This window comes from Arthrobacter sp. MYb224 (assembly GCF_002975455.1).
Classification (GTDB): Bacteria; Actinomycetota; Actinomycetes; order Actinomycetales; family Micrococcaceae; genus Glutamicibacter.
The window spans coordinates 142,026-164,431 of the sequence record NZ_PCPU01000004.1 but is presented as its reverse complement, the minus strand read 5'-3'; the positions used below and the strand labels follow the sequence as shown (position 1 = coordinate 164,431).

The window sequence follows — 22,406 nt, the reverse complement described above, 5'->3', positions numbered from 1 at the left end:
CTTTCATGGGGTCTTAGCTGCCGAAGTAGTCCATAACCGGTGCAGCCGGTTCCGCGGCTACGGCCGGAACCTGCTTGGCAACCGAGAGCTGGCCTCCGGCGAAGTCCACCTCGATGGTGTCTCCGGCGGCGACTTCGTCGCCGATCAATAGATCGGCAATGGCGTCTTGCACCTTGCGCTGCACCAGGCGGCGCAACGGGCGGGCACCAAACTCCGGGTCATAGCCCTCGGCTGCCAACCAGGTGATCGCGGCGTCGGTGACGTGGAGCTTGAGTTCCTGCCCCGCCAGGTGCTTGCGAGTCTCATCGAGTACCAGCTTGACGATCTGGGCGATCTCGGATTCGCTGAGCTTGCCGAAGAGCAGTACCTCGTCGAGCCGGTTCAGGAACTCGGGACGCATGAACTCGCGTACCTTGCCCATTACCTTGGCTCGAATTTCGGCCTTCTCGCTGCCGGCATTGATCGAGGTGAAGCCGAAGTTGCCGGCCTTGCTGGCGAGGTGTTCGCCGCCGAGGTTACTGGTCATCAGGATCAGTGTGTTGGAGAAGTCCACGGTGCGTCCGGCGGTATCCGTCAGCCGACCGTCATCCAGTACCTGCAACAGCACGTTGAACACGTCCGGGTGGGCCTTCTCGATCTCGTCGAGCAGGATCACCGAATACGGGTTGCGGCGGACCTTTTCGGTGAGCTGCCCGGGTTCGTCGTGGCCGACGTATCCCGGAGGGGCTCCGATGAGCCGCGAAACCGTGTGCTTCTCTCCGTACTCGCTCATGTCGATGCGCACCAGCGACTCGGAGGAGCCAAAGAGGTTGTTGGCCAGGGCCTTGGCCAGCTCGGTCTTGCCCACACCGGTGGGACCGAGGAACAGGAAGGAACCGATCGGACGCTGTGCCGGGGCCAACCCGGTACGGCTACGGCGTACCGCGCGGGATACCGCGGCCACCGCGTCATGCTGGCCGATGACCGAAGCGTGCAGCTGCTCCTCAAGGGAGGCCAAGCGGGTCTTGTCGTCCCCGTTGATCCGCGAGGTCGGGATGCCGGTAGACCGGGAGATCACCTCGGAAATCTGGGCCTCATCGACGATGCGGGTAACCCCGGAGTCTCCCGCCTGCTCGGCAGCGGCGATGCGTTCGGTAAGTGTTGCGATGTGGTCGCGCCACGCACCGGCATCTTCGAAGCGTTCCTCGCCGACGGCTCGGGCCTTATCGCGATCTGCTTCCACCAGTTCGTTGCGCAGCGCCTGCACGTCTTCGGTACCGCCTGCGGCGATTGACCTGCGGGCACCGGCGATATCGAGCAGGTCGATGGCCTTGTCCGGCAGGCGCCGGTCGGTCAAATAGCGTGCGGACAGCGAGACCGCGGCCTTCAATGCTTCCGGGGTGTACTGCACCTGGTGGTGGTCTTCGTAGGATTCGCGCAACCCGTCGAGGATTGCCAGCGCAACTTCCTGAGAGGGTTCTCCCACTGTGACCTTGCCGAATCGGCGGGCCAGGGCGGAGTCCTTCTCTACCTTGCGGAATTCATCCAGGGTGGTGGCGCCGATCAGGTGCAGCTCGCCGCGGGCCAGGCGTGGCTTGAGGATATTCGCGGCGTCCATATTTCCGGACTCGCCGGAACCTGCACCGACCAAGAGGTGCATTTCATCGATGAATATCAGTGTTTGGCCCTCGGCGTCGGCTACCTCTTCGAGCAGGCCGGTCAGCCGCTGTTCGAAGTCACCGCGGTACCGGGTGCCGGAGAGCATGCCGGGCAGGTCGATGGAGATCAGCTGGACGCCACGGATCTGCTCCGGGACTTCATCGGCAACGATGGCACGGGCGAGCCCCTCGGCGATGGCGGTTTTGCCGACGCCTGCCTCGCCGATGAGCACCGGGTTGTTCTTGGTTCGACGGGCCAGGATCTCAATGGTCTGGGCCAATTCGTCCTCGCGGCCGATGACCGGGTCGATCTGGCCGTCGGAGGCCAGCGCCGTCAGGTCGGTACCGTAGCGTTCCAGCATAGAGACGTCTTGCTCTTCGCCGGACTCTGCCTCTCCCGTCTGGGCGCGCTGGGCCTGCTCCATGGCTGCCTGTTGCAGGGACTGGCCGGTGATACCGTGCTGCGCGAGTAGCACGCCCACAGGAGATTCGGGGGAGAAGACAAAGGCGAGGAACAGGTGTTCCGGGTCGATGTAAGTCGAACCGTAATTTCGAGCGACCTGATAGGCATCGAAAAGGCTGCGCTGGGCGGCGGAGGAGAGGCGCGAGGGCTTCTCGGTGGCTTCTTCCCGACGTGGCAAGCGTTCGATGGCGTCTTTGGCCAGGGCTTCCAGATCAACGCCCATGGCGCTCAAGTGCTGGCCAGCGGGTTCGGTGCGAAGCAGCGCGACCAGCAGGTGCAGTGCGTCGATTTCTGCATGACCGTTTTCATGTGCGAAGGCAGCCGCGATGGACACTGCTTCGTGGGTGCGCTGCGAGAGCAGGCGGGTAATGTCGATGGGTCGCGCGGCTTGGGTGCGCGAGGAAAGGAACCGGGAGAGGAATTCCTCGAACGAGCCATCTGACGAGGAGCCGAAAAATGCTGGCAAGTGAGCCTCCTAATAGAAACTTGAGTGGTCTATGCTCATGTTCAACGTAATACGAGCGAATCTATTCCCGCAATGTCGGTCAAGGCAACAATAAGAGGCCGAGTTCACAACTCTAGGCTTGGCGGGAGATCTCAACGAGTCCTAGCCTGGCTGCGGCCACAAGTGCCTGCACACGGTCGCGTACTTCGAGCTTCATGAAGATTTTCGCCATATGGGTTTTCACCGTCGCCTCGGAGATCACGAGCTGTCGGCTAATTTCCGTATTATTGAATCCCTTTGCCAAAAGATCCAATATCTGCATTTCGCGATTAGTTAGTCCGAGATCTTCGATAAGTCCTGCAATGTCGTGCGATTTACTATAGACGTTTTTTACAGCGGAGATTAGATCAGAAGAAACCGACGGGGAGATAGCCGCCGAACCTTGGTGAACGGCATGGACTGCCGCGATGATTTCGGCCGGTTCAGTGTCCTTCACGAGGTAGCCGCTGGCTCCGGCCATGAGGACCGGAACTAGATAGTCATCAGACGAAAAGGCCGTAATTGCAAGGACTGCTGGGCTGTTTTGGGCGGCCTTGATAATTTTGGTCGCTTCAATCCCGTCCATAATTGGCATTTGCAAATCCATAAGAACAACGTCTACATCATTTGTTTCACAATAATTAACCGCACCTTCACCATTTTCTTGAGTATTAACGGTCACAATTCGACGATCAGTTGCTAGGATCGTGCTAAGCGCATGCCGAATCAGCGGCTCGTCATCGACGATGAGCACCTTAATCTGTTCCATTGGAGTCCTTTGAACGGTGGTTGGCACAAGAACCAACCTGGCATGAATCGAAGTATATAAGTTCAAGAGTTTGGGGTTTGAAATGAAAGCTTTAAAGATCTTGGCGGTGGCCGCGCTGGCGGCAACTCCGTTGGCGTTTGCCGCGCCTGCTATGGCGGCACCAGTGGCAGAGCCTACCTATTCTTCATCGGGCGTTGCGAATCCTGCCGGTTGGGGCACTGACTTCTCTAAATGGGTGTGCGAGAATTACGGCTACGCTTGCGGTTAGCGGCATATTTGACTTTACCCGCAACCAGGTAAAGTATTCCGCATATGAGACTGCGAATAAAAACCGCCCTGACTAAGCTTTTTGCTGGTCGGGGCGTTGTCGTCTGGACGGGTATTCTCGCCTTTGTCGCCATTACAGCGACTGAGGGATACACCTTGCTTCAGGACGGGATTGATAATTCGTCCTCGAGCGTTATTCGCGGGGTGGCCGTTGGGTTGCTGCTGTCCGCCTCGTTGGCGATCGGAATGCGATGGGTTGCCACCTCGCTCGGCATGTATCTAGCCACGCTCTTTTTCTTCTTCTGGGATGGCGGCCTCTTGCTATGGCTGGTCTTCTCGCTCGTTATCTTCAGTGTTCTCGCGGCGACGGTTGCATCTTCACTGGTGCGTAACTGGTATCTGGTGATGCTATTCGTGTGGATGGGGCAATACGGAGTTAGGGCAGGCAAGGACGCCATCTTGCTGGTGATTTTCGTTCCGCTTGCCCTGTTGGCCTATATCCTGGCCCGCAGCATTTTCAACTTGCGCGAACGAAATCTAAATGCGATTCGGCAGATGCAGGAGAACAGCGAGCAGAGCAGGATTGCCGTTGAGCGCGAACGCAAGAATATTGCGCGCGATCTGCACGATATCGTCGCGCACGATATTACCGTTGTGGCCATGCAGTCCAAAGCTGCAAAGTTCGCCAATAATGGGGAAGCGGCCATCGAGGCAATCGACATCATCGCAAAGCTCAGTACCGAAACATTGCATGATTTGCGCCTGATGCTAAACGTCTTGCGGACCGACGGAACGATGAGTGGCTCGCCTGGGTCCGGTGTCGACAAGCCGGCGGCGACAACTGTTTATGCGGTCCAGGGCGTGGAGATCTTCTCTCAACGATTGCATGAGTCTGGATTTGAAGTGACATCTCACACGGGCGAGAACATTTCGGCGCTCCCGAGATCTGCGCAGACCGCGCTATATCGGGTTATGCAGGAAGCGACGACCAATATCATCAAACATGGTCGTCGGGGAGGAGCCTGCACCATGTGTTTGGAGATCGTAGGGCCGAATGCTGTTCTTGAAATGACTAATCAGATGCCGAATTCGCATTCCACGAGAGAGGAGCTCTCCGGCGGTGGAATCGGGCTGATCGGTATGAAGGATCGCATGAATGCCTTCGGTGGGCGGTTCAGCACTAGCGTTGTGAACGATCAGTGGATACTTAGTGCCAGCATCCCCTTCTGAGCCCTACCCTCCTACTTAAGTATGATTTCGGAATTCTTGTAATCGCGATAAGTTATATACGTATCGGTGAAGACCGATCACCGCAGGGAAATTGGTGATGTTTTGCGAGTGGCATCATCAAGGGTTCCGCAGTGATTAAAAGGTACGTTGCGTCATGGATGAACTGATCTTTCTTCGGCGTTGTGCCCCCATCGCACGCCTGAGTTCGTTAGTGGCGCGACGTACCTTTTATAATCACCTTCAGCCTCAGAGCGCTGTAAACCACTCCCCGATTTCGGGATGACCCCATCGAGCTTTCTTGCTAAGCCTCTTGAATCCTATTGTCATTCGAGAGTGGGCATCACATGTTGGTTCAGGCTGAAAACCAGCCCCGCGAATCGCTGAGCATTGGGTCGGAAGCGGCGGATCAACTGTTTTTCGAAGCCTGCAACGCAAACACCTTCAGCGATGAACCGGTTTCGGATGAAGTGCTTGAAGCTACCTACGAGACCATGAAAATGGGGCCAACGCTCATGGATAACCAGCCGATGCGCATCCCCTAGGTGAAGAGTGCGGACGCTCGCCAAGAGATCTCTGAGACTATGGCGGGAACCAATAAGCAAAAGGCACTGAATGCGCCGGTCTTTGCGATCCTTTCTGTCGAAACCGAGTGGCACGAAGGGTTCGCGTCTTTCTTCCCTCACGCCCCGGAATGCAAGGCGATGCTTGGTGATCAGGGCATGCGCGTAGCAGTGGGCAACCATAGTGCATGATTGCAGGCCGGGTATTTCATCACGGCAGTTCAGGCCGTCGGCTTTGCAGCAGGCCCAATGGCCGGGTTCGACAACTCTGCCGTTGACGCAATCGTAAACACCGATGGTCGAAACGAGTCATTCTTTGTAGTGAACGTGGGAAAGCCTGGCGCGGATGCGTGGTTCGGACGCATTCCACGCCACGCGGCCGAATTCGCTACGGGCAGCATCTAGGCTTCGCAGTGCTTAGACACCGGAGGGGTGGGAAACGCATCGCGTTTCTCACCCCTCCGGTGTTTTGGCCCAGTTACTCAGTCATGCCGACAGGGTCGTTCTCCAGCAGGTGATCCGACACCTTGGATAGCGCACGTTCCAATGCCGCGCGCAGGATCACCGGGACGGTGATTTCTTCCTCAAGTTTCAGCATTCCTTCGCGTTCAAAGGTCCGCAAGATCGCTTCAACCCGTGGGACGGACTCTTCGAGGCTCGTGATGAGGTGATGCTGCTCAACAGGCAGATCGTCTTCGGAAGGGATCTGCAGAGCGAATTCTGTGCGTGGTGGCTTCGAGGAGGCCGCATGGGTCAATAGCCCAGCAACCATCTCGGCAACCTGTGCCTGTCCGGGAATTTGCAAGGTGGTGATCAGCACATGCGAATAGATGATCTCTGCGATGAGTTCCTTGACCAGACGAGCACCCGGTCCGCTGGAGGCTAGCAGGGCCTCTCGCAGTGATTCGGTAGGGACCGCATTCGGCGCGCTGTAGCGAAGCATCGCGGTGCCGATCAAGGCATCCCAGTAGGCCGCGAGTCGGGGGATGGAGGCAAGATCCGAAACAACTGTGCCGTCTTCGGGTTCCCAGGCATTGGTGCCTTGGGCGGCGGGTTCATCGACGGAGACCAAGAGTCCCAGCGCGCCGGCGGCTTCCTGGAGCGTCTGTCCGCTGATCATTCCGGAGGGGTCGCTTGGCTTGCCGTCTCCAACCCACTCGATCAGCTCACGTGCCGCGAAAACGAATGGCATCGCCTCCAGGACTGCGTTAGCTTCTTCGTCATCCATGAAGGGGACCACGATCGGCGAATCACCGGCCATGCGGGAGAGGAATTCAAAGGTCTCCTTGAATTCCTCGACGCTACCGCCGAAGTTCGCAGTGGTGCCCAAGAAGGTCAGGTAATGCTTGAAGATCGCCGCGCTCGCTTCGGAGACCTCTTTGCCCAGTGAGGAAAGGTGGCCTAGCTGTTCACCGAGAACGGTGGGGTCCAGTGTGGTCACGTCGACTTTATTGCGCAACTGCGCGTGCGCGATCAGCAGGGTAGTCAAACCCTCCAGGCCGGCGCGAGTTTCGCTGGCCGGCTGGTCTTCTTCTTGGAAGTGGCGGAACAGCTGCGACTTGAAGGGCTGCAGAGCCTGGCGAACCTCGGATTCGAAGGGGGCACTGCTCCCTCCCGGACGTCGAGCTGGGTGACCTGTGGAGGCCTTCTTCTTGGGGGGCTTACGTGATGCCATGATCTACTGCTGTTCCTTCGCTATGCGGGAAAAGGTCGTTACTTCCAGTCTACGCAGGGCGCTCCGCCCGGCGAGGCCGGACGATCCTTGGGAGAACCACCTCTGGGGGATACCGCAGGGATAGCCTAAAAGCTACGTATTTTATACGGGAAGCATGTGGACTTGCCGCAGAAAATGCAGATCACTTAGTTGTGTGGTTGCGGTCACCGTTGAATCCTCAGTGCCCGTTGATTTTCCTTTCTGTTCGCGCGAGAGTGAAGGTATATGGCTCCGCATGCGGGCCTCAAAAGTCGTTCTAGGAGAGTAGCCCATGGCGGTAACACCAGCACCGGATCATGTTGTTATTGTTGGCGCCGGATTCGTTGGACTGTCGACGGCTTGGTACCTGCAAGAGGCCGGCGTCAAAGTAACCGTGGTTGATCGTGGCGGTGTAGCGTCCGGGTCTTCGTGGGGTAACGCTGGATGGCTGACCCCAGCACTGACCTTGCCGATCGCCGAACCGTCGATCTTCTCCAGTGGTCTGAAAATGATGTTCGACCCGGCTTCTCCGCTGTACATCCCGCTGAAGGCCGACGCAAAGCTCTTGCGCTTCCTGCTCGGTTTCACTTGGCATTCCACTCCCAAGAAGTGGGAGCAGGCCATGCGCGTCTTCTCCGAGATTGGCACCAACGGCCTGGACTCCTTTGACGAGATCGCAGAGGCCACCACGGCCGGAGCGGGCGTAGCCGAAAAGACCAAGCCCGCGGATCCATTCCTCGCCGGATTCACGTCCGTTAAAGACAGGGAAGGGTTGCTGCACGAATTTGAGATGATCCACAAGACCGGCGGCAAGGTCGAATTCGACCTGTTGAGTGGTGACGAACTGCGCACCATCGAACCGACGCTGTCCAACAGCGTCGCGGCTGGTATTGCCATCAAGAACCAGCGTTATATTAACCCGCCTAAGTTCATGGATTCGCTGGCGGAATCCGTGATCGCCCGTGGCGGCGACATCATCGGTTCCTTCAACGTCACCGACGTGCGCGATAACGGTGCATCGGTCACCGTGGTTGGTTCGGAGGGGCGTGCGATCACCGCGGATCACGTAGTAATGGCCACTGGCGCGTGGATGACAGATCTGGCCAAGAAGTTTGGCGTCAACGTGGTGGTTCAGGCGGGACGCGGTTATTCTTTCACCGTAGAGCCTGAAGACATGCCAACTCACCCAATTTATTTCCCGGCCCAGCGCGTGGCCTGCACCCCCTTGGGAGATCGCTTCCGCATTGCCGGGACCATGGAATTCCGGGACGTGAACCACAAACTCGAGCCGAAGCGCATCGAGGCCATCGTCGCCGCTGCCGCACCGGTATACCAGGGAATCAATTGGGAGAATCGCAAGGAAGAGTGGGTGGGCGGACGCCCATGCACCGCGGACGGGCTACCTCTGGTCGGCCAAACCGAATCTTCGCGTATCTCGGTCGGAGGCGGTCATGGCATGTGGGGCGTCGCCCTTGGCCCGTTGACCGGCAAAATTCTTGCCGCGCAGATTACCGGCCAGACGGTGCCTAGCTTGGCACGTCACTTCAATCCGTTGCGCAAGGGGTTCTAAACCAGGGCGCATAGGTGCAAATGCTGGGCTCGGCTAATCATTCAACTGACATTTGCCGAGCCTTGTGTTTGTCCTCTCGCCTACAGCGAGGCGGGAATCGAGGCCGTGAGGGCCGGACAGGCAGTTACTCGTGGCGAGTGGAGTCGCCGGCAAGAATTGATTTGTAGCCTTCGCGGTAGCTAGGGAATCGGGGGATGAATCCAGAAGCGAGCAAACGGGCGTTGTTCAGCCTGCGGTCCGCAGACCGACGAGAAGCGTGGCTTTCTGCTTCGATCTCGGGAGATTTTTCTTCGAGCTCTTCGGCGAGGAAGCGGTATACGTCAGCAAGCTGTGCCGGTTCGCTGTCGGTGGCTATATAAAGGCTCTCGGCTCTATTTCCGAGTGCGGCGACGTGGACGATCGCCGCGGCGAGATCATCTCGGTGGATTCTGTTGGTCCAATGAGAGGTTCGGGGAAGTCGTGCGGTCCCGTTGCGCACCAGATCGATCAGTCGCGTGCGTCCCGGTCCATAGATTCCTGAAGCTCGGAGAATCGTTAGCGGCAGACCACTATCGGCCAGCAACAGCTCGGTTTCGGCCAGGATCTGCGATGTGGGGCGAGTCGGAGCTAGCGGTGATGATTCGTTGGCCCATTGGCCTTCCGTACCGCCGGTGACCGCGGAAGAAGAGACGTAGATAAGTCGTTGTAGGCCGGGGCATGAGGTGACCAGCGTCTCGACGAGGCGACGCGCTACTTGCAGATAGCCCCGGTCGTATCCGTCGACATCTCGGGTGGCGGGAACCGGAGTCAAAAGTACGATGTCGGTTTCCGGATCTATCTCCGGCCAGGCTTCTGGTTCGAGAAGGTCTACGCTGTGTCCGGTGAAAGAGGGCGGAAGTTTGCCGCCGTTTCGGCGCCATGCGGTGACCTGGTGGCCCGCGGCCAGGAAGCGTAAGCCTGCTTCGGTGGCGACATCTCCGCAGCTGATCAACAGTATCTTCATTCGGCGCCTCTTCTGTTGGTCGGATGGCACCATTAGTGGAGCCCTGCTACTAACCCTAGGGCTTGCAAGGCGGGTTATGTGCTTGATGAAGAGGTACGTGGTCCGCGGTTGCGGATAAATCGATAAAATAGACTGGTTGTGTGCCTTGGGCCGCGGTCTTGTTGACGGCGGAGTGCGGGTCGCAGGGGCGTTCGCATTGGATCGGCCTTTATAGATCACCATAGAAGGGTGCAAGAAGATTCGGTCTTCAATTTTTCGTAAGGTACATCCAGGCACTGCAGTCCTTGAGATTCTGCTGGTCGCGGCTTTGATTAGTGTTCTCGTGGCTATCGAACCAACCGGTTGGGATCTGTCGGTATATCGAGAAGGCGCACTGACGCTGTTGCGTGAGCCCGAAGCTCTCTACGGTCCATTCGTCGGTCCAGCGAATGCTCCGGGTTTGCCATTTACCTACCCCACATTTGCGGCTATTTTGTTTCTGCCCATGGCGTTTTTCCCTTACTGGGTTTCGGTCTCGCTCACCATGGCCGCCTCGATCATTCTGACCTACCTTGTCGCAAAAAATCTCTCTGCCCGGGTTGTGCGGAAATGGTCGACCTTGGCTCCTGTTATCACGCCATTAACATTGACGTGCCTGATGCTGATGTCCGCTCCCTTCCGGGACACGGTGTGGTTTGGCCAGATCAACATCTTGATACTTGGCGCCTGCTATCTGACCTTCGTGCGCTACAAGTCATTGATGCCGTTCGTGATTGCGGTGGGTATCTGCGCCGGCATTAAGCTCACCCCTATTGCACTACTGATTCTGCCTTTCGCAATGCGCAAGTGGCGTGCGGTGCTGGTCGGGGTAGCAACATTTATTGGTACCCAGGTTGTTGGCTTGCTTTTTCAAACGCAGAACACCTTGGACTACTGGCTAGACGTGGTGCAGGATCCATCGCGTGTGGGCAATGTGGGCTACATCGACAATGTCTCGCTTCAGGGAATGCTTGAGCGACTCAATGCTCCGTCCTTGGTATGGCTCGTGCTGGCCCTGGGTGTGGGCCTTTCCTTCGTCATTTTGCTCTGGAAGTTGCATGAGAAGGTGGATCGGGTGGTCCTGCTCGGTGTGGCGTCGGCCTGTCCGCTGCTCGTCTCTCCGGTGAGCTGGTCCCACCACTGGGTGTGGTTGCCGGTGATGACGTTCGCCTGGACCGTCTTGGCCCTGCGCTTCGCCCCGGTGCTGCGTCGCACGATGCTGATTTCCTTGGTGCTGTGCTACGTCGTGTTGTCGATTGGGGCCAAGAAGATCGTGGCGTTCGCTGGATATTTCCCGGATGGGGAATTGCCAGTTTGGTGCTACATACTTCCCGCGGTGCCCGTGCTGGTGCAACTCTTGTGTCTTGCTATTTCCTTGGCAAGCACGCGGCAAGCCAGCAAAGCGGAGCCCGCCAGTCTGCTTTCCTGAGCCGGGTAACTAGGGGTCGGCAAGCGCTGTACAATTCTTAGTATTCGAAAGTTTGTTCTAGCTAAGGGTGGTGTCTAGGTGAGCGATGCTGACTCGGTGATGCCCCCGGGGGCAACCCAAGGTCCGGTGCAGGCGGTCTCCGCCATGGGCTTCCCCTCGCCTGCGCGAGATTATTTTGACGGCGGGCTCGACCTGAACAGGTTGCTCGTCCATGACCGGGTTGCCACCTTCATCATGCGGGTAGCTGGCCACTCGATGCATTCGGCCGGAATCTACGACGGCGACGAAATTATCGTGGACCGCTCGCTGAGCGTGAAACACGGATCGGTGGTTGTGGTGAGCCTGAATGGGCAGATGCTGGTGCGGCGCTGGCAAGTTGACGGAGCGCATGTTAGCTTGCTCAGCGACGAGTCGCCGCTACCGGTAGTGCTCACGGAGGGCGATGAAGTTGAAGTCTTTGGCGTGATCACTAGGTGCCTGCACCATGTCCGCTGAGCCGGGAGCTTCCGAGCAGAGTGACCACGTGGCGCTGGTGGACGTGAACAACTTCTATGTCTCGTGCGAGCGCGCCTTCGACCACTCGCTGCGGAACCGACCGGTGGTCGTCCTATCAAACAATGACGGGTGCGTGGTGGCTCGGTCGCAAGAGGCCAAGGACCTGGGGATAGCCACCGGTGAACCGTTCTTCAAAGTGCGTCGCTATATGCAAAGCCATAACCTCGCGGTTCGCTCTAGCAACTATGAACTTTACGGCGACATGTCTGCTCGCGTCATGGAACTGCTTGGCCGCTTCGGCACCTGGCATGAGGTGTATTCCATCGACGAGTCATTTGTCGGATTGAATGGAACCCTTGAACAGGTGCGGAGCACCGCCGCGCAGATCCGTGCGGCAATCGACCAGTCGATCGGCGTGCCGGTGTGCGTCGGCGTCGCTGCAACGAAGACACTTGCAAAATTCGCAAACCATATTGCCAAGCACAATCCACATATGCGCGGGTTGTGCATCGAAGGGCTGATGGAACCGGGCCAAGTGGACAAGATCATGTCGCAGGTTCCCGCGACCGACGTCTGGGGTGTGGGGAAGAAATCCGGCGAGAAGTTGACCGGCATGGGAATCCAAAGCATCGCCCAGCTGCGCGCCGCTGATCCGCAAGTGATTCGCAAGAAGTTTTCGGTGGTGCTCCAACGCACCGTGCTGGAACTGAACGGGCAGCGCTGTATCGGGCCGATCGAAGAGCGATCGGACAAGGGCCAGGTGATGTTCACTCGTTCCTTCTCCACACCGGTTCGCACGCGCGAAGCGATGGCGGATGTCATGTCGATCTACGCGCAGAAAGCGGCAAGCCGCTTGGCACGCGAAGGACGCTATGCCAGCCTGCTGACAGTCACCGCCGGAACCAGCAGATTTGCGAACTCGGCGGCCTCATTTCCCACCGCTCAGGTACGGTTGGCCCGGCCCACCAGAGACCCGATCACGCTGACCCGAATCGCGGTCGGTGCGATGAGTGAGCTGATGGCACCCGGGGTCGACTATGTGCGTGGGGGAGTCATCCTCTCGGGGCTCAGCGACCACCCGGGGGCGGAAGAACTCGATTTGGGACTGCTCGATTCGCACAGTGCGCAGGAGTCCGAGAAGATCAACGTGAGCGACGTGGTGCAGCAGGTATCCCAGCGCTTCGGGGCCAAGGCCATCGGTTTAGGACGGGCCGGTATTGCCAAGGATCCCGAATGGTCGATGAAGCGCGAACATATGTCACAGCGCTACACCACCGACTGGGACGAGCTGCTCATCGTGCAAGCGTGAGGTTTTCGGTGGCAGAATGTCGAATATGAATACTGCGCTTCGTCGAACTTTGGGACTGGGCCTGCTCGGCACCCTGTTGCTCAGCGGGTGCACGGCCCCCACTGGCACCGCCGACCGGCCCGAGCCCGGTCAATCAAGCAATCCGAATACCCAAACGCCGGGCTCTGCAGCACCCGCGCCGAGTCCGACAGCAGCAGATCCACAGGCAGAACTGCGCGAGAAGGCCGAAGCGCTCGCCGATGAGATGAGCCTTGTCGAGCAGGCCGGCAGCCTCGTGATGGCTGGCGTATCGGCCGACGGTGCTTCTGCCGCGCAGATCCAGGCGCTCAAGCAGCAAGGGATCTCCAACGTGTTCCTGCGTGGCCGTTCGCAACTCTCGCATGCGCAGATTTCCAGCCACGTCGCGGAACTGCATGACTCATTGGCCGCAAATGTTCCAGCGGACCTGCCCGTCTGGGTTGCCACCGACCAGGAAGGCGGGTTCGTCCGGGTCCTTCAGGGACAGGGCTTCTCCGAGCTGCCCACCGCATTGGAGCAGGGTGCTTGGGATGCGAAGAGGCTTGGTGCGGAAATCTCCGAGCTGGGCGGAGAGCTAGCCGACGCTGGAATCAACGTAAACCTCGCACCGGTTGCAGATGTGGTACCGGCAAGCCTGGGTACAGGCAACGCGCCCATTGGCAAGTTCGGGCGGCAATACGCCAACAATGCGGGGGATGCCGCGGCCGCCATGCTGATTGTTAATGAGGAGCTGGCCGAGGCCGGAGTGCAACCGGTGGTTAAGCACTTCCCGGGACTGGGCAGGGTCTCTCTGAATACGGATACCCATGCGCAGGTGACCGACACAAAAGTCGGTGACGACAGCACCGACCTTGAACCTTTTGCGGCGGCGGTAGACCAAGACTTGGCCTGGGTGATGATTTCGAACGCCAGATACACCCGGCTCGATAAGGCAAACGACGCACCATTCTCGAAGAAGATCGTCACCGGTCTGCTGCGGGAGGACTTGGGCTACGAGCGGCTCATCATTTCCGATGACCTCTGCGACGCCAAACAGGTTTCCGCGGTTCCGGTAGGCCAGCGTGCGGTGAAGTTTGTTCGGGCCGGTGGCACCATGCCACTGTGCGTGGATGAAAGCAAGGCGCTGACCATGGCTGAAACGCTGGCCACGCAGTCCGGCGAAGACGAAGAGCTGGCGGGGCAGGTCCGCGAGGCAGCAATCTTGATTCTTGCCGAAAAGCTTCGCCTGCAGAGTTAATGATCGGCCCATTTTCCGGGCAGCAAAGCCTTTTGCGACAAGGGAAGACCCGGGCGAAACCCTACTCGCTAGGGAACGCCCGGGTCTAGATTGAAGGTCTGCGCGATCAAGCACAGACGCTTAGCTCAGGTGAGGTTTAACCCTTGCCGTTTCCTTTCTTGCCACCCTTGGTGATTTCCAGGACCTGTGCACGGTCTCCGGTCTGGTTCTTCTTCTCGCCGAGCGTGCCGGTGCTGTTGTGCAGGTGCAGCAACAACGCCTTGGAAGCAACGGAAGGATCTGCCACGGTGACCGGGAGCTTGGTGCCGTTCAGATCGGTGAATAGCGAACCCTGAGCCCCAAAATCAACCTGAGGTTCGGCAATATCGAACGTGACCCAGTCGGTCTGATCCACCGGGATCATCGCCCCCTGGTCATTGGTGTGGTACCAGGAGAAACTGGAGACGCTGTAGGAGATTTCGGTGGTATCCTCATCCAGGCCGAGCGCCGCAAGCGATACCGGCAAGACTGCCACATTGGTGTCGAAGCTGTTGGTGTCAACATCTCCAAGCACCCCGTTGACCGGCTGCAGATCCACCTGTTCGCCGGTCTTCAAATCGAAGGTGGCAGCGAGGTCAAGGTCGATTCCGTCGAGCGCGGTCGTGAAGGTCACGAAGTCGGCTTCGCCGTCGCCATTGGTGTCGATGTTGACATCCAATTCGGTGCCGCCGGCTAGATGCGCCCAGTTCCCCCAGGTCGAGATGCCCACGTTGAGCAGGCCATCGGCCACGCCGGTTCCCGGTGCGGTGCTTGAAGCGCCAACGTGCTGCAGATCCATCGAGCGGGCCCCTGGAACGCTGTCCATGGTCTTCGGCCCGCGTTCGCTGGAAGCACCCAATTCAAATGCGCCGAGCAGCGAGACTACCTCGGTGGCGCCTTCGCCCGCCCGGACATCCTTGCCCTTGAGCTTCAGCTCGGTGGTGTTCTCGCCCTTCTTCAGCTTCTTGACCGAAGCGGACATATCGGCAGAGAGCTTTGGAGCTGCCTGAACCGGGACGCGCAAGGTTGGAGCCTTCGAGCTGGTGAGCTCGACGCGACCGCTGGCATCGGAAACCCATGCGCGGGCCAGACCCGACTGGGCGCTGTCCATGGTCGGATCCAGGGTCTTGGTCCATGTAGCTGGATCCACGCTCAGGGTGACCTCGACGTTCTGCGAGGTTCCCGGAGCCAGGGTGAGACTCTGGCGGTCCAGCGTGAAGCTGGTGCCCGGGATCTCGGTAGCTGGCACGTAGTCGACCTCGTAGGTCTGCGTCGTGTCGCTGGTGTTCTCCACGGTGATTGAACGTGAATCGGTAAACGTTTTCTTACCGTCGATTTCAAGCACTCCGAAGACGACGCTTGTCAGATCCGCGGCCTCGGAATCGTAGGCGATGGCCGGGGTGGACAGGGCAGCTTCGGCCATGACGCGGCCCGAGCCTACACGGTTTGGACCATAGGCCTTGCCATTTGCCGCGAGGACATCGGCTGCCGCGGTGTTCATGATGGTGCTCTTGGCCTGCGCGGCGGTGAGCTCCTTATCCTGCATCACCAGGGCCGCCACACCGGCAACCATTGGGGTTGCCATGGAGGTGCCGGACATGACTGCCGGTCCGTTGCCGGTACCAACGCCTACCGAACCGATCTGTGTGCCGGGGGCCGCAACATCGGGCTTCACCACGCCGTTCGAACCATGTACGCCACGTGACGAGGAGGAGTTCAGGGTGTCCTTGACTCCGGAGTCGCCCGAAGCGGCACCCACAAACGAAGCATCCAAGCTGACCTGCAGCTCGCCAGCGTCGGCCGCTGGACGCAGCTTATTGGAGTAGTCCAGCGTGAACTGGGCGCCGGGGATGGTGGCGTTGCCGGCGATTCCGGCATCGAAGAGGTTGGTTTCAGCATCCAACAGGACGCCGGTGGCACCGGCGGCTTCGGCGTTGTTGAAGCGTGCGCCGGATCCACAAGGGAATTCGCCGTTCTCGCTCCACTGCAGCCAAACCCACTTGCCTTCCAGCGATCCTGGTTCAAAGGCCGAGCAGCCGAAAGCGTTATCGGCCGGAGCCATGGCCACTTCGCCGCTCAAGTCGGCCGGATCGGCCGCGGTGTAATTAAAGTTTGCCGAGTACTGGCCGGCGGCGGTTCCGGCAACGCCCTCGGGCGCATCGATCTGGATCTTATCCAGGGTGACCTGCGAGCCAACGGAGTTGGCGACGGTCAGCGAGGAACGCGAGTTGCCCGGCGAACCGCCGACATCGGTCACGTCCCCGGCATTGCCCGAGGCGATGACGGAGAGAATTCCAGCCTCGGAGAGCGCATCGACAATGTCATTTTCCGGATCCTGGACGGGGGAGTGATCCGAGCCGAGGGACATGTTGACCACATCGGCGCGGTCTGCGAAGTCGCCGTCTCCGTTTGGATCAAGCACGTAGTCAAGAGCCTGGCCGACTACGGCGGAGGAACCGCCGCAACCGAAGACGCGAATGCCGATCAGTTGCGCCTCCGGGGCGGTGCCCGGGCCGACCTTCATCGTGGCTACCTCATCGGCGGTCAGCGAAGCGTAATCGCCGGTGAAGGTGGAACCTTCCGCGTTGACGCCATAACCGGCAGCCGAACCGGCCACGTGGGATCCGTGTCCTGCGGCTTCGCAGTCCAGCGGGTTAGGGTCGGGATTTGGAATCGGCTGGTAGTCCGGGGCGTCTGGGTTGGCGTTGTAGTCATCGCCGACCAGGTCCCAACCGCCAATGAACTTCTCTGAATCGATGAGGCCGGAATCCGCCGTCGGGAGTTCAGCTGAAGCCTGTGCCTGCTTATAAGCCTCGATGGTTCCGGGGCCGCCAAAGCCGGCGTGCGTGTAATCTACACCGGTATCCAGCACGGCGATTTTTACGCCTTCGCCGGTGGTGTCCAACGCGGTCCACGCGTCGATAGCCTCGGTGTCGATGACGGCGCCGCGGTTAGTTGGAGATTTTGGCACGATGGCGCTGATTTTTGCGACATCTCCGCGTTCGGCCAGCGCGCGTAGCTCTTTGGCGTCACCGGTAAGCGCGACACCCCGCAAGGCGTTGGACGTTGTGTAGATGACCTCGGACTTGGCTTCCTTGGCTAGCTCCTTACCCTTGGCTTTAACTTGGGATCGGACCGATTTGACCTTTGCCTTGTCTTTTTTCTTTCCGGACTTTTTGACCTCCTGGTAAGCGCCGTCTCCTTCGAGCTGGACGAATACCGACACCTCGCCGGAGGACTTCGCCAGCTGGCCGCTGACCTTCAGGTCTGCAAGAGTTTGGCTTTTAACTATTGGCAGGGAAGCTGCATTCTCTCCGTCAGATGGTTGCGGGATGTTGGCAGCTGACGCCGGACCTGTCATCGTGACAGCCAATGCTAAAGCGGTGGCTGATCCCAGGATGAGGCGCGGCAATCGTGGATTGCGCCGAGTGACCATGATTCTCCTAGCTGAACAGGAAGCGGGATGCTTCCGTGTGAAGATGCGACGGTTTCACTCGCGGCAGGTCGGTGCGCGTTGAGTGATGACCGGGGCCGACGTCCGCTGAAACGTCGAGTCTCCTACTGAGGAATCCTAAGTGACCCACGTCATATATCAAGGGGTTATTGAATAGTGATATTTTTCAGCTAAAAACATTTTGCATATGCTTCACACCCAAAACCCCGGATCACCAACCGAAACTCGACGTACTAAGCGCCTAGTGGTTCTCTATTTTTTAGAAATTATTAACCAAGTGTTACTCCCGGGTAGGGGATTTCATCACTCGGGTGAGATTAGTAGCCGTCGGAGTCCTTGGCGAAGCCCCAGCCCAAAACGAGCGGACGCAATGTGCTCACGCAGAGCCCGTTGCATCCGCCCGTGAAGCTGCGAAGCAGTTATGGGAAATGGACCTTAAACGCGGTCGACGAAGCTGTTGACCCGTTCCTCGAGCAACCTGATCCGTTCGGCCACTACCACCATCGGGTCCGGATAAATCGGGTTCTTTGGCGGGGGAATCCGCACGTTAGTCGAGCATTCGAAGTTTGCGCAGATCATGGTGCCCAAGGTATCGCCGTCGCGGCCCGGTTGCCCTGCCCGGCGGGTACTGAACATGCTCACGTAGCAAGGGATATTTACGTCCCGGCAGATATCGCACATGGCGACACTACTGCGTTTTCGCAGTCCATCGGCCGAGCGCAGCAACAGCGCCCGAATCTGGCCGGCTGGATTGCTGTGGATGAGATAACCGCGCTGCGGCATCTTGGGATCGCGCCACCCAAGGTACTCGAGGTTTTCCCAGTCCAGCGCCGAGAAGTTTTCCGGCAAGGTCAGTTTCTTCGTCTCGCTGCGACTGGCGTTGAGGAAGGAGGAGCGAATGGTTTTTTCTGTCAATGGCTGCATTGCAGGTCCTTAAAGAGATCTGCGGGCGTACGGCGCGCGCAGAGAGTTGCGGGGAAAGGGCATGTCCCATCGGCAACGGAAAACAGGCAGAGCAGCACAATTAAACGCCTGCAACGCCTATGGCGTTGGAGCGGTGTTTGGAAGCTACCCGTCCGTCGAGGGGACGAACGGGGAAGGCATCAAAGTGGCTTGCATAGCCGACCTCCCTACCGCGTGCCCTGAGCACGCAACGACTTGACAGTGTGGTCTCCAGGCTCAAGCTGGAGCCGCGATTTTCCAATCATAGCAAAGGCCACACCCGCAGATGTGGCCTTTGCCTGCTACGACGCAAGTGCTGTTAGCGTCGGCCGCCCTGCCAGAGCGCATCGAAGGGGGTGTTTCCGGCGACGCGGTTGCGGATGCCTTCGGTAACAAAAGCCTTGGCGGTGCGCGCCGCTTCCAGCGGCGTCGCACCCTTGGCCAGCTCGGCGGTCACCGCTGCAGCGAGCGAGCATCCTGCGCCGGAGACGGCAACCTCGCCGATCTTCTTTTCGCGCAGCACTTCGAGGGTGGTTCCGTCGTAGAAGACATCGATTGCGTCTTCGCCGGCAATGCGCACGCCGCCCTTGGCCAGGACTGCGGCACCGGAAATGGCATGGATCTGTTTGGCGGCCGCAACAAGGTCATCCTCGCTGTTGATGCTCAGTCCGGAGAGCTGCTCGGCTTCGAAGTGATTTGGGGTGACAAAGCTTGCCAGCGGCAGCAGGTTCGATTTCAGCGCTTCGTCGGTGTCCAGCGCGTGCCCTGGTTCCTGGCCCTTGCAGATCAGCACCGGATCCAACAGCACGTTGTTCCACTGCTGGGATTTCAGTGCGGTGGCAACGGTGTTGATCGTAGCTGGTGATCCCATCATGCCAAGCTTGACGGTGCCTAGTTGGCCCTCGTAGCAGGTTTGGATGGCTTCGAGCTGGTCGGCGATGACCTGCTGCTCTACCGGCACGAAACGGTGATTCCACGAGGCCTTCGGGTCGAATGACACAATGCAGGTCAGGGCAACAATTCCGTAGGTGCCTAGCTCTTGGAAGGTCTTCAAATCTGCCTGCGCTCCGGCGCCTCCGGTGGCTTCCGAACCGGCAATGGTCAAGGTCAGGGCTGGGCCTGGGGTGTTGATTGTAGTAGTCATAGTCCCAATTGAAGGTAGTGCGGATTGAATAGGTGTTTAGCTTTGCTGCCAAATGCTGATTTTAGTGGCTTTGGACCAGCCTTCTGTCATCGCTTCGGAATGTTCCGCGGCGGCAACGAGAAGAATCCATGGCAAATCATGGCTGTAAGCGGCTCCGGCAAAATTTGCCAGTACTGCGCGCCGCGCCAAATCCGGGTTCGTTGGTGCGTACAGATCCGGGTCGGACAAGAGTCCAAAAGTTGAACCATAATGCATTCGTCCGCGCGCTACCGGGCGGTCGAATTCGGCCACCTCAACTACGTCGTAGTTGTCCATGGGAGCTTCGAAGGCGGTCGATGTCTCGGCCAGCTTGACGACCTGCTCTACGTCCTCCGGTTTGGCTGCCAGGAGGTTCAGCGTTGCGGTTTCATGCCAACCGGCCGAACTGAGCGAGGAGGCAACTGCCGGGTTCGGGGTCCCGAGCAGGATGACGCGACGATACTCGTTGGCTGGAACCCAGTCGTTTCTGGGCCAATAACGTAAAAGTTCAGGATCGTCGCCGTTCAGATCAACCGAGCGCAACTGATCTGGGCCGGGGAATGAGGCGATGCGGTCGCGTAGGAGTGCGTAGCCTTCAGTCCACTCCGGCAGGGGAGTCGCAGTTCCGCTCATCGTGAGATTCGCTCCTAAGCATCTCGGAAGTAATTAGGTCGGTACTTCGACTTTACGCCTTAATGGCGACGAGCACGGAACCATGAAGCGGAACCTGCGCCCCGCGATGCCACGGACCCAGCGGATCGAGCGCTTCCATGGAGGAAGGGGCGGCAACCGCCCAAATTACACCAAGGCCAGCTGCTACGAGGCCTTGGCCTTGGTGATGTTCGCCTGGCGGCTTGTTCCGGTGGCGGTACTGCCACGTTCCGCATTTTGGTCACCGCTGGAATCCATCAGGGCGAGTACATCTTCGAAAAGGGAACGCACCACCGGCAGGCGGCAGAGGATTGCAAACTTGCCGACGACGGGAGCGACGTTGCGCATCAGCGCTCGCGAACGTCGCTGATCGGGTGAACTGTCGTAGGCCCAAGCGGAGAATACCTGTCTGGACAGCAGCCAGAGGAACCTTGGCAGCTCACGCCGAATACCTAGCGGGGGAAGTGGCCGCGCGCCAGCGACCGCGCGTTCCCACAGCGACATCTCAAGCTGAGCCAGTTCGCTGTTTTCGGGATCGCGCGAGAGCAGGACCTTCAAGAATGCCGGCCCGAAATCGTGGTACTTCTCCATCACCTGCAGATTTGCGTTGAAGACCGTATGGATATTCGCTTCCAAGGTGTTGCCGTCGTCGAGTTGGCCATTGCATAGCGCGTATTGCTCCGCCCGCAAGGATAGGAGCAATTCGAGGACGATGTCTTCTTTGGAATGGAAGTAATAGTAGGCGTGCGACAGGGAAACCCCGGCCCGGGCGGCGATGGCGCGCATGCTCGCCGCTTGGTAGCCGTCTTCGGCGAAAGCTGCCAGAGCTGTGCGAAGCAGTTTGGCCTTGGTCTGCTGGCCCTTGCCGGTACGCGGTTCTTTGAGCTGCGTTGGCTCGCGAATAATTTCCATACGGGTCAAGTGTATCCAAGTATTGAACGCGTTCAAAAATCAACTCTGATTACGCTGAAGCGTGCGGAGCGAGTCACTGCCATTTTTGGTTCCTCAAATTCATATTTTGAAGAACACAATGTGAGATAGCTGATTGAAAATTTCATGGATATCAAACTCCGGTTGCCGTGAAGCAGGTCACGGTGAGTTTGTGATGGCTCCGTGGGATACTTGCAAGGCAAGTGCTAATACAGCGGGACAGCGCTCCGGCACATAACCACAGATCAGCGAAGAGTTGCTGGTATCTGGGTGTCGGTCCACGCGGAGTCTTGGCGAACCACTTTTAACGAGGAACATTTTCATGGGCGAAACTAACGCCAAATCAGTAGCCGCGCGGCCTTCAAAAGCAATTTTTGCCGCCGCCGGATCACCATACTTCTCCGCAGTGCTCGCGCTGATGGGAGCGGTCGTCATACTCTCCAATATTGGTGCGTCGAAGGGCGTGGCCATCGGCCCATTCATCACCGATGGCGGGTTTTTCCTTTTCCCATTGGCCTACATCATGGGCGATGTGATTTCAGAGGTCTATGGCCTCAAGGCCGCTCGCCGATCGATTCTCATCACCTTCGCCCTGGCCTTCTTCGCGGTGTTCGCCTTCTGGATTATGATCCAGCTGCCGTCGGCAGAATTCTACGACGGCCAAGAAGCCCTCGAACGCACCTTGGGGCCGATCTGGCAGATCGTGGTTGCCTCGGGCTTGGGCTTCCTGGTGGGGCAACTGGCCAACTCGTGGGTGCTGGTGCGGATGAAGCAGCGATTCGGGGAACGCGGGCTCATCGGACGGTTGATCGGCTCCAGCGGTGTTGGTGAATTCCTGGACACGCTGATCTTCTGCGCCATTGCGGCTCCGGTTATCGGAATCACCGATATGCCGAATTTCATCAACTATGTCGTGGTCGGGTTCGTTTACAAGACGGCGGTGGAGATCATCTTCGTGCCAATCACCTCGCTGGTGATCCGCTGGTTCAAGAAGCGCGAACCTAGCTATGCGGCGCTGCTTGCCGCACGGTAAGACACGAATCCCATCAGCAGTTTGGACGATGCCCCGGAGGCAGGCCACTAGATAC

At 58.8% G+C, this 22,406-nt stretch carries 17 protein-coding genes; 8 read left to right on the top strand and 9 right to left on the bottom strand.

The window, feature by feature from the left end:
- Window positions 1-13 precede the first annotated feature (13 nt).
- Together CQ017_RS09285 and CQ017_RS09280 are read right to left on the bottom strand one after the other, a co-directional pair.
- The gene (locus CQ017_RS09285) at window positions 14-2,566 is read right to left on the bottom strand and encodes an ATP-dependent Clp protease ATP-binding subunit (RefSeq protein WP_105553482.1); all 2,553 of its coding nucleotides are present in this window, start codon (window positions 2,564-2,566) and stop codon (window positions 14-16) included.
- A 112-nt stretch (window positions 2,567-2,678) separates the two neighbouring features.
- Window positions 2,679-3,353 carry a response regulator transcription factor gene (locus CQ017_RS09280; protein ID WP_105553481.1) on the bottom strand — a complete coding sequence of 225 codons (675 nt, stop codon included), beginning with the start codon at window positions 3,351-3,353 and terminating at the stop codon, window positions 2,679-2,681.
- Between the two features lie 312 nt (window positions 3,354-3,665).
- Here CQ017_RS09280 and CQ017_RS09275 point away from each other — a divergent pair, with 312 nt between their 5' ends.
- Together CQ017_RS09275 and CQ017_RS18375 are read left to right on the top strand one after the other, a co-directional pair.
- The gene (locus CQ017_RS09275; protein WP_105553480.1) at window positions 3,666-4,850 is read left to right on the top strand and encodes a histidine kinase; all 1,185 of its coding nucleotides are present in this window, start codon (window positions 3,666-3,668) and stop codon (window positions 4,848-4,850) included.
- 344 nt (window positions 4,851-5,194) lie between these two features.
- Window positions 5,195-5,392 carry a hypothetical protein gene (locus tag CQ017_RS18375; protein WP_258133566.1) on the top strand — a complete coding sequence of 66 codons (198 nt, stop codon included), beginning with the start codon at window positions 5,195-5,197 and terminating at the stop codon, window positions 5,390-5,392.
- A 496-nt stretch (window positions 5,393-5,888) separates the two neighbouring features.
- Here the strand turns inward: CQ017_RS18375 and CQ017_RS09265 are convergent, their stop codons facing one another.
- Complete coding sequence (locus CQ017_RS09265; protein ID WP_105553479.1) at window positions 5,889-7,085, bottom strand: hypothetical protein; 1,197 nt, start codon at window positions 7,083-7,085, stop codon at window positions 5,889-5,891.
- Window positions 7,086-7,395: 310 nt separating this feature from the next.
- Here CQ017_RS09265 and CQ017_RS09260 point away from each other — a divergent pair, with 310 nt between their 5' ends.
- Complete coding sequence (locus tag CQ017_RS09260; RefSeq protein ID WP_096285538.1) at window positions 7,396-8,673, top strand: FAD-binding oxidoreductase; 1,278 nt, start codon at window positions 7,396-7,398, stop codon at window positions 8,671-8,673.
- Between the two features lie 124 nt (window positions 8,674-8,797).
- On the opposite strand, the gene CQ017_RS09255 is transcribed toward CQ017_RS09260, so the two are convergent.
- The gene (locus CQ017_RS09255) at window positions 8,798-9,655 is read right to left on the bottom strand and encodes an NAD(P)H-binding protein (protein ID WP_105553478.1); all 858 of its coding nucleotides are present in this window, start codon (window positions 9,653-9,655) and stop codon (window positions 8,798-8,800) included.
- Between the two features lie 322 nt (window positions 9,656-9,977).
- On the opposite strand from CQ017_RS09255, the gene CQ017_RS09250 reads away from it, so the two are divergent.
- The 4 genes from CQ017_RS09250 (at window position 9,978) to CQ017_RS09235 (ending at window position 14,161) form a co-directional block, all read left to right on the top strand.
- A complete protein-coding gene (locus CQ017_RS09250) occupies window positions 9,978-11,102 on the top strand; it encodes a glycosyltransferase 87 family protein (RefSeq protein WP_105553477.1) in 1,125 nt (374 codons plus the stop codon).
- 78 nt (window positions 11,103-11,180) lie between these two features.
- Window positions 11,181-11,597, top strand: coding sequence for a LexA family transcriptional regulator (locus CQ017_RS09245; protein WP_096285532.1), 417 nt, complete (start codon window positions 11,181-11,183; stop codon window positions 11,595-11,597).
- Window positions 11,587-12,906, top strand: coding sequence for a Y-family DNA polymerase (locus CQ017_RS09240; protein ID WP_105553476.1), 1,320 nt, complete (start codon window positions 11,587-11,589; stop codon window positions 12,904-12,906). The genes CQ017_RS09245 and CQ017_RS09240 overlap by 11 nt, the downstream gene beginning before the upstream one ends.
- Before the next feature lie 25 nt (window positions 12,907-12,931).
- Window positions 12,932-14,161, top strand: coding sequence for a glycoside hydrolase family 3 protein (locus CQ017_RS09235; protein ID WP_181148436.1), 1,230 nt, complete (start codon window positions 12,932-12,934; stop codon window positions 14,159-14,161).
- Window positions 14,162-14,297: 136 nt separating this feature from the next.
- On the opposite strand, the gene CQ017_RS09230 is transcribed toward CQ017_RS09235, so the two are convergent.
- The 5 genes from CQ017_RS09230 to CQ017_RS09210 all read right to left on the bottom strand — a co-directional run bounded on the left by CQ017_RS09230 (window position 14,298) and on the right by CQ017_RS09210 (window position 21,300).
- Window positions 14,298-17,540 (bottom strand): S8 family serine peptidase, encoded by a 3,243-nt coding sequence (locus CQ017_RS09230; protein ID WP_258133565.1) that lies wholly within the window; start codon window positions 17,538-17,540, stop codon window positions 14,298-14,300.
- 528 nt (window positions 17,541-18,068) lie between these two features.
- Window positions 18,069-18,557 carry an FBP domain-containing protein gene (locus CQ017_RS09225; protein WP_105553473.1) on the bottom strand — a complete coding sequence of 163 codons (489 nt, stop codon included), beginning with the start codon at window positions 18,555-18,557 and terminating at the stop codon, window positions 18,069-18,071.
- 337 nt (window positions 18,558-18,894) lie between these two features.
- Window positions 18,895-19,719: a hydroxymethylpyrimidine/phosphomethylpyrimidine kinase gene (locus CQ017_RS09220; protein WP_105553472.1), complete on the bottom strand. Its 825-nt coding sequence runs from the start codon at window positions 19,717-19,719 to the stop codon at window positions 18,895-18,897.
- A 36-nt stretch (window positions 19,720-19,755) separates the two neighbouring features.
- Complete coding sequence (locus tag CQ017_RS09215) at window positions 19,756-20,370, bottom strand: hypothetical protein (protein ID WP_105553471.1); 615 nt, start codon at window positions 20,368-20,370, stop codon at window positions 19,756-19,758.
- A gap of 183 nt (window positions 20,371-20,553) precedes the next feature.
- Window positions 20,554-21,300: a TetR/AcrR family transcriptional regulator gene (locus tag CQ017_RS09210; RefSeq protein WP_105553470.1), complete on the bottom strand. Its 747-nt coding sequence runs from the start codon at window positions 21,298-21,300 to the stop codon at window positions 20,554-20,556.
- A 340-nt stretch (window positions 21,301-21,640) separates the two neighbouring features.
- Here CQ017_RS09210 and CQ017_RS09205 point away from each other — a divergent pair, with 340 nt between their 5' ends.
- Window positions 21,641-22,351, top strand: a complete 711-nt coding sequence (locus CQ017_RS09205) for a queuosine precursor transporter (protein WP_105553469.1) — start codon at window positions 21,641-21,643, stop codon at window positions 22,349-22,351.
- The last annotated feature ends 55 nt before the right edge of the window (window positions 22,352-22,406 follow it).

Coding starts and splice junctions, on each gene's coding strand:
- CQ017_RS09230 (WP_258133565.1), bottom strand. CDS start 17,540: ATGACAGGTCCGGCGTCAGCTGCCAACATCCCGCAACCATCTGACGGA.
- CQ017_RS09265 (WP_105553479.1), bottom strand. CDS start 7,085: ATGGCATCACGTAAGCCCCCCAAGAAGAAGGCCTCCACAGGTCACCCA.
- CQ017_RS09220 (WP_105553472.1), bottom strand. CDS start 19,719: ATGACTACTACAATCAACACCCCAGGCCCAGCCCTGACCTTGACCATT.
- CQ017_RS09255 (WP_105553478.1), bottom strand. CDS start 9,655: ATGAAGATACTGTTGATCAGCTGCGGAGATGTCGCCACCGAAGCAGGC.
- CQ017_RS09225 (WP_105553473.1), bottom strand. CDS start 18,557: ATGCAGCCATTGACAGAAAAAACCATTCGCTCCTCCTTCCTCAACGCC.
- CQ017_RS09240 (WP_105553476.1), top strand. CDS start 11,587: ATGTCCGCTGAGCCGGGAGCTTCCGAGCAGAGTGACCACGTGGCGCTG.
- CQ017_RS09275 (WP_105553480.1), top strand. CDS start 3,666: ATGAGACTGCGAATAAAAACCGCCCTGACTAAGCTTTTTGCTGGTCGG.
- CQ017_RS18375 (WP_258133566.1), top strand. CDS start 5,195: ATGTTGGTTCAGGCTGAAAACCAGCCCCGCGAATCGCTGAGCATTGGG.
- CQ017_RS09210 (WP_105553470.1), bottom strand. CDS start 21,300: ATGGAAATTATTCGCGAGCCAACGCAGCTCAAAGAACCGCGTACCGGC.
- CQ017_RS09235 (WP_181148436.1), top strand. CDS start 12,932: ATGAATACTGCGCTTCGTCGAACTTTGGGACTGGGCCTGCTCGGCACC.
- CQ017_RS09260 (WP_096285538.1), top strand. CDS start 7,396: ATGGCGGTAACACCAGCACCGGATCATGTTGTTATTGTTGGCGCCGGA.
- CQ017_RS09280 (WP_105553481.1), bottom strand. CDS start 3,353: ATGGAACAGATTAAGGTGCTCATCGTCGATGACGAGCCGCTGATTCGG.
- CQ017_RS09205 (WP_105553469.1), top strand. CDS start 21,641: ATGGGCGAAACTAACGCCAAATCAGTAGCCGCGCGGCCTTCAAAAGCA.
- CQ017_RS09215 (WP_105553471.1), bottom strand. CDS start 20,370: ATGAGCGGAACTGCGACTCCCCTGCCGGAGTGGACTGAAGGCTACGCA.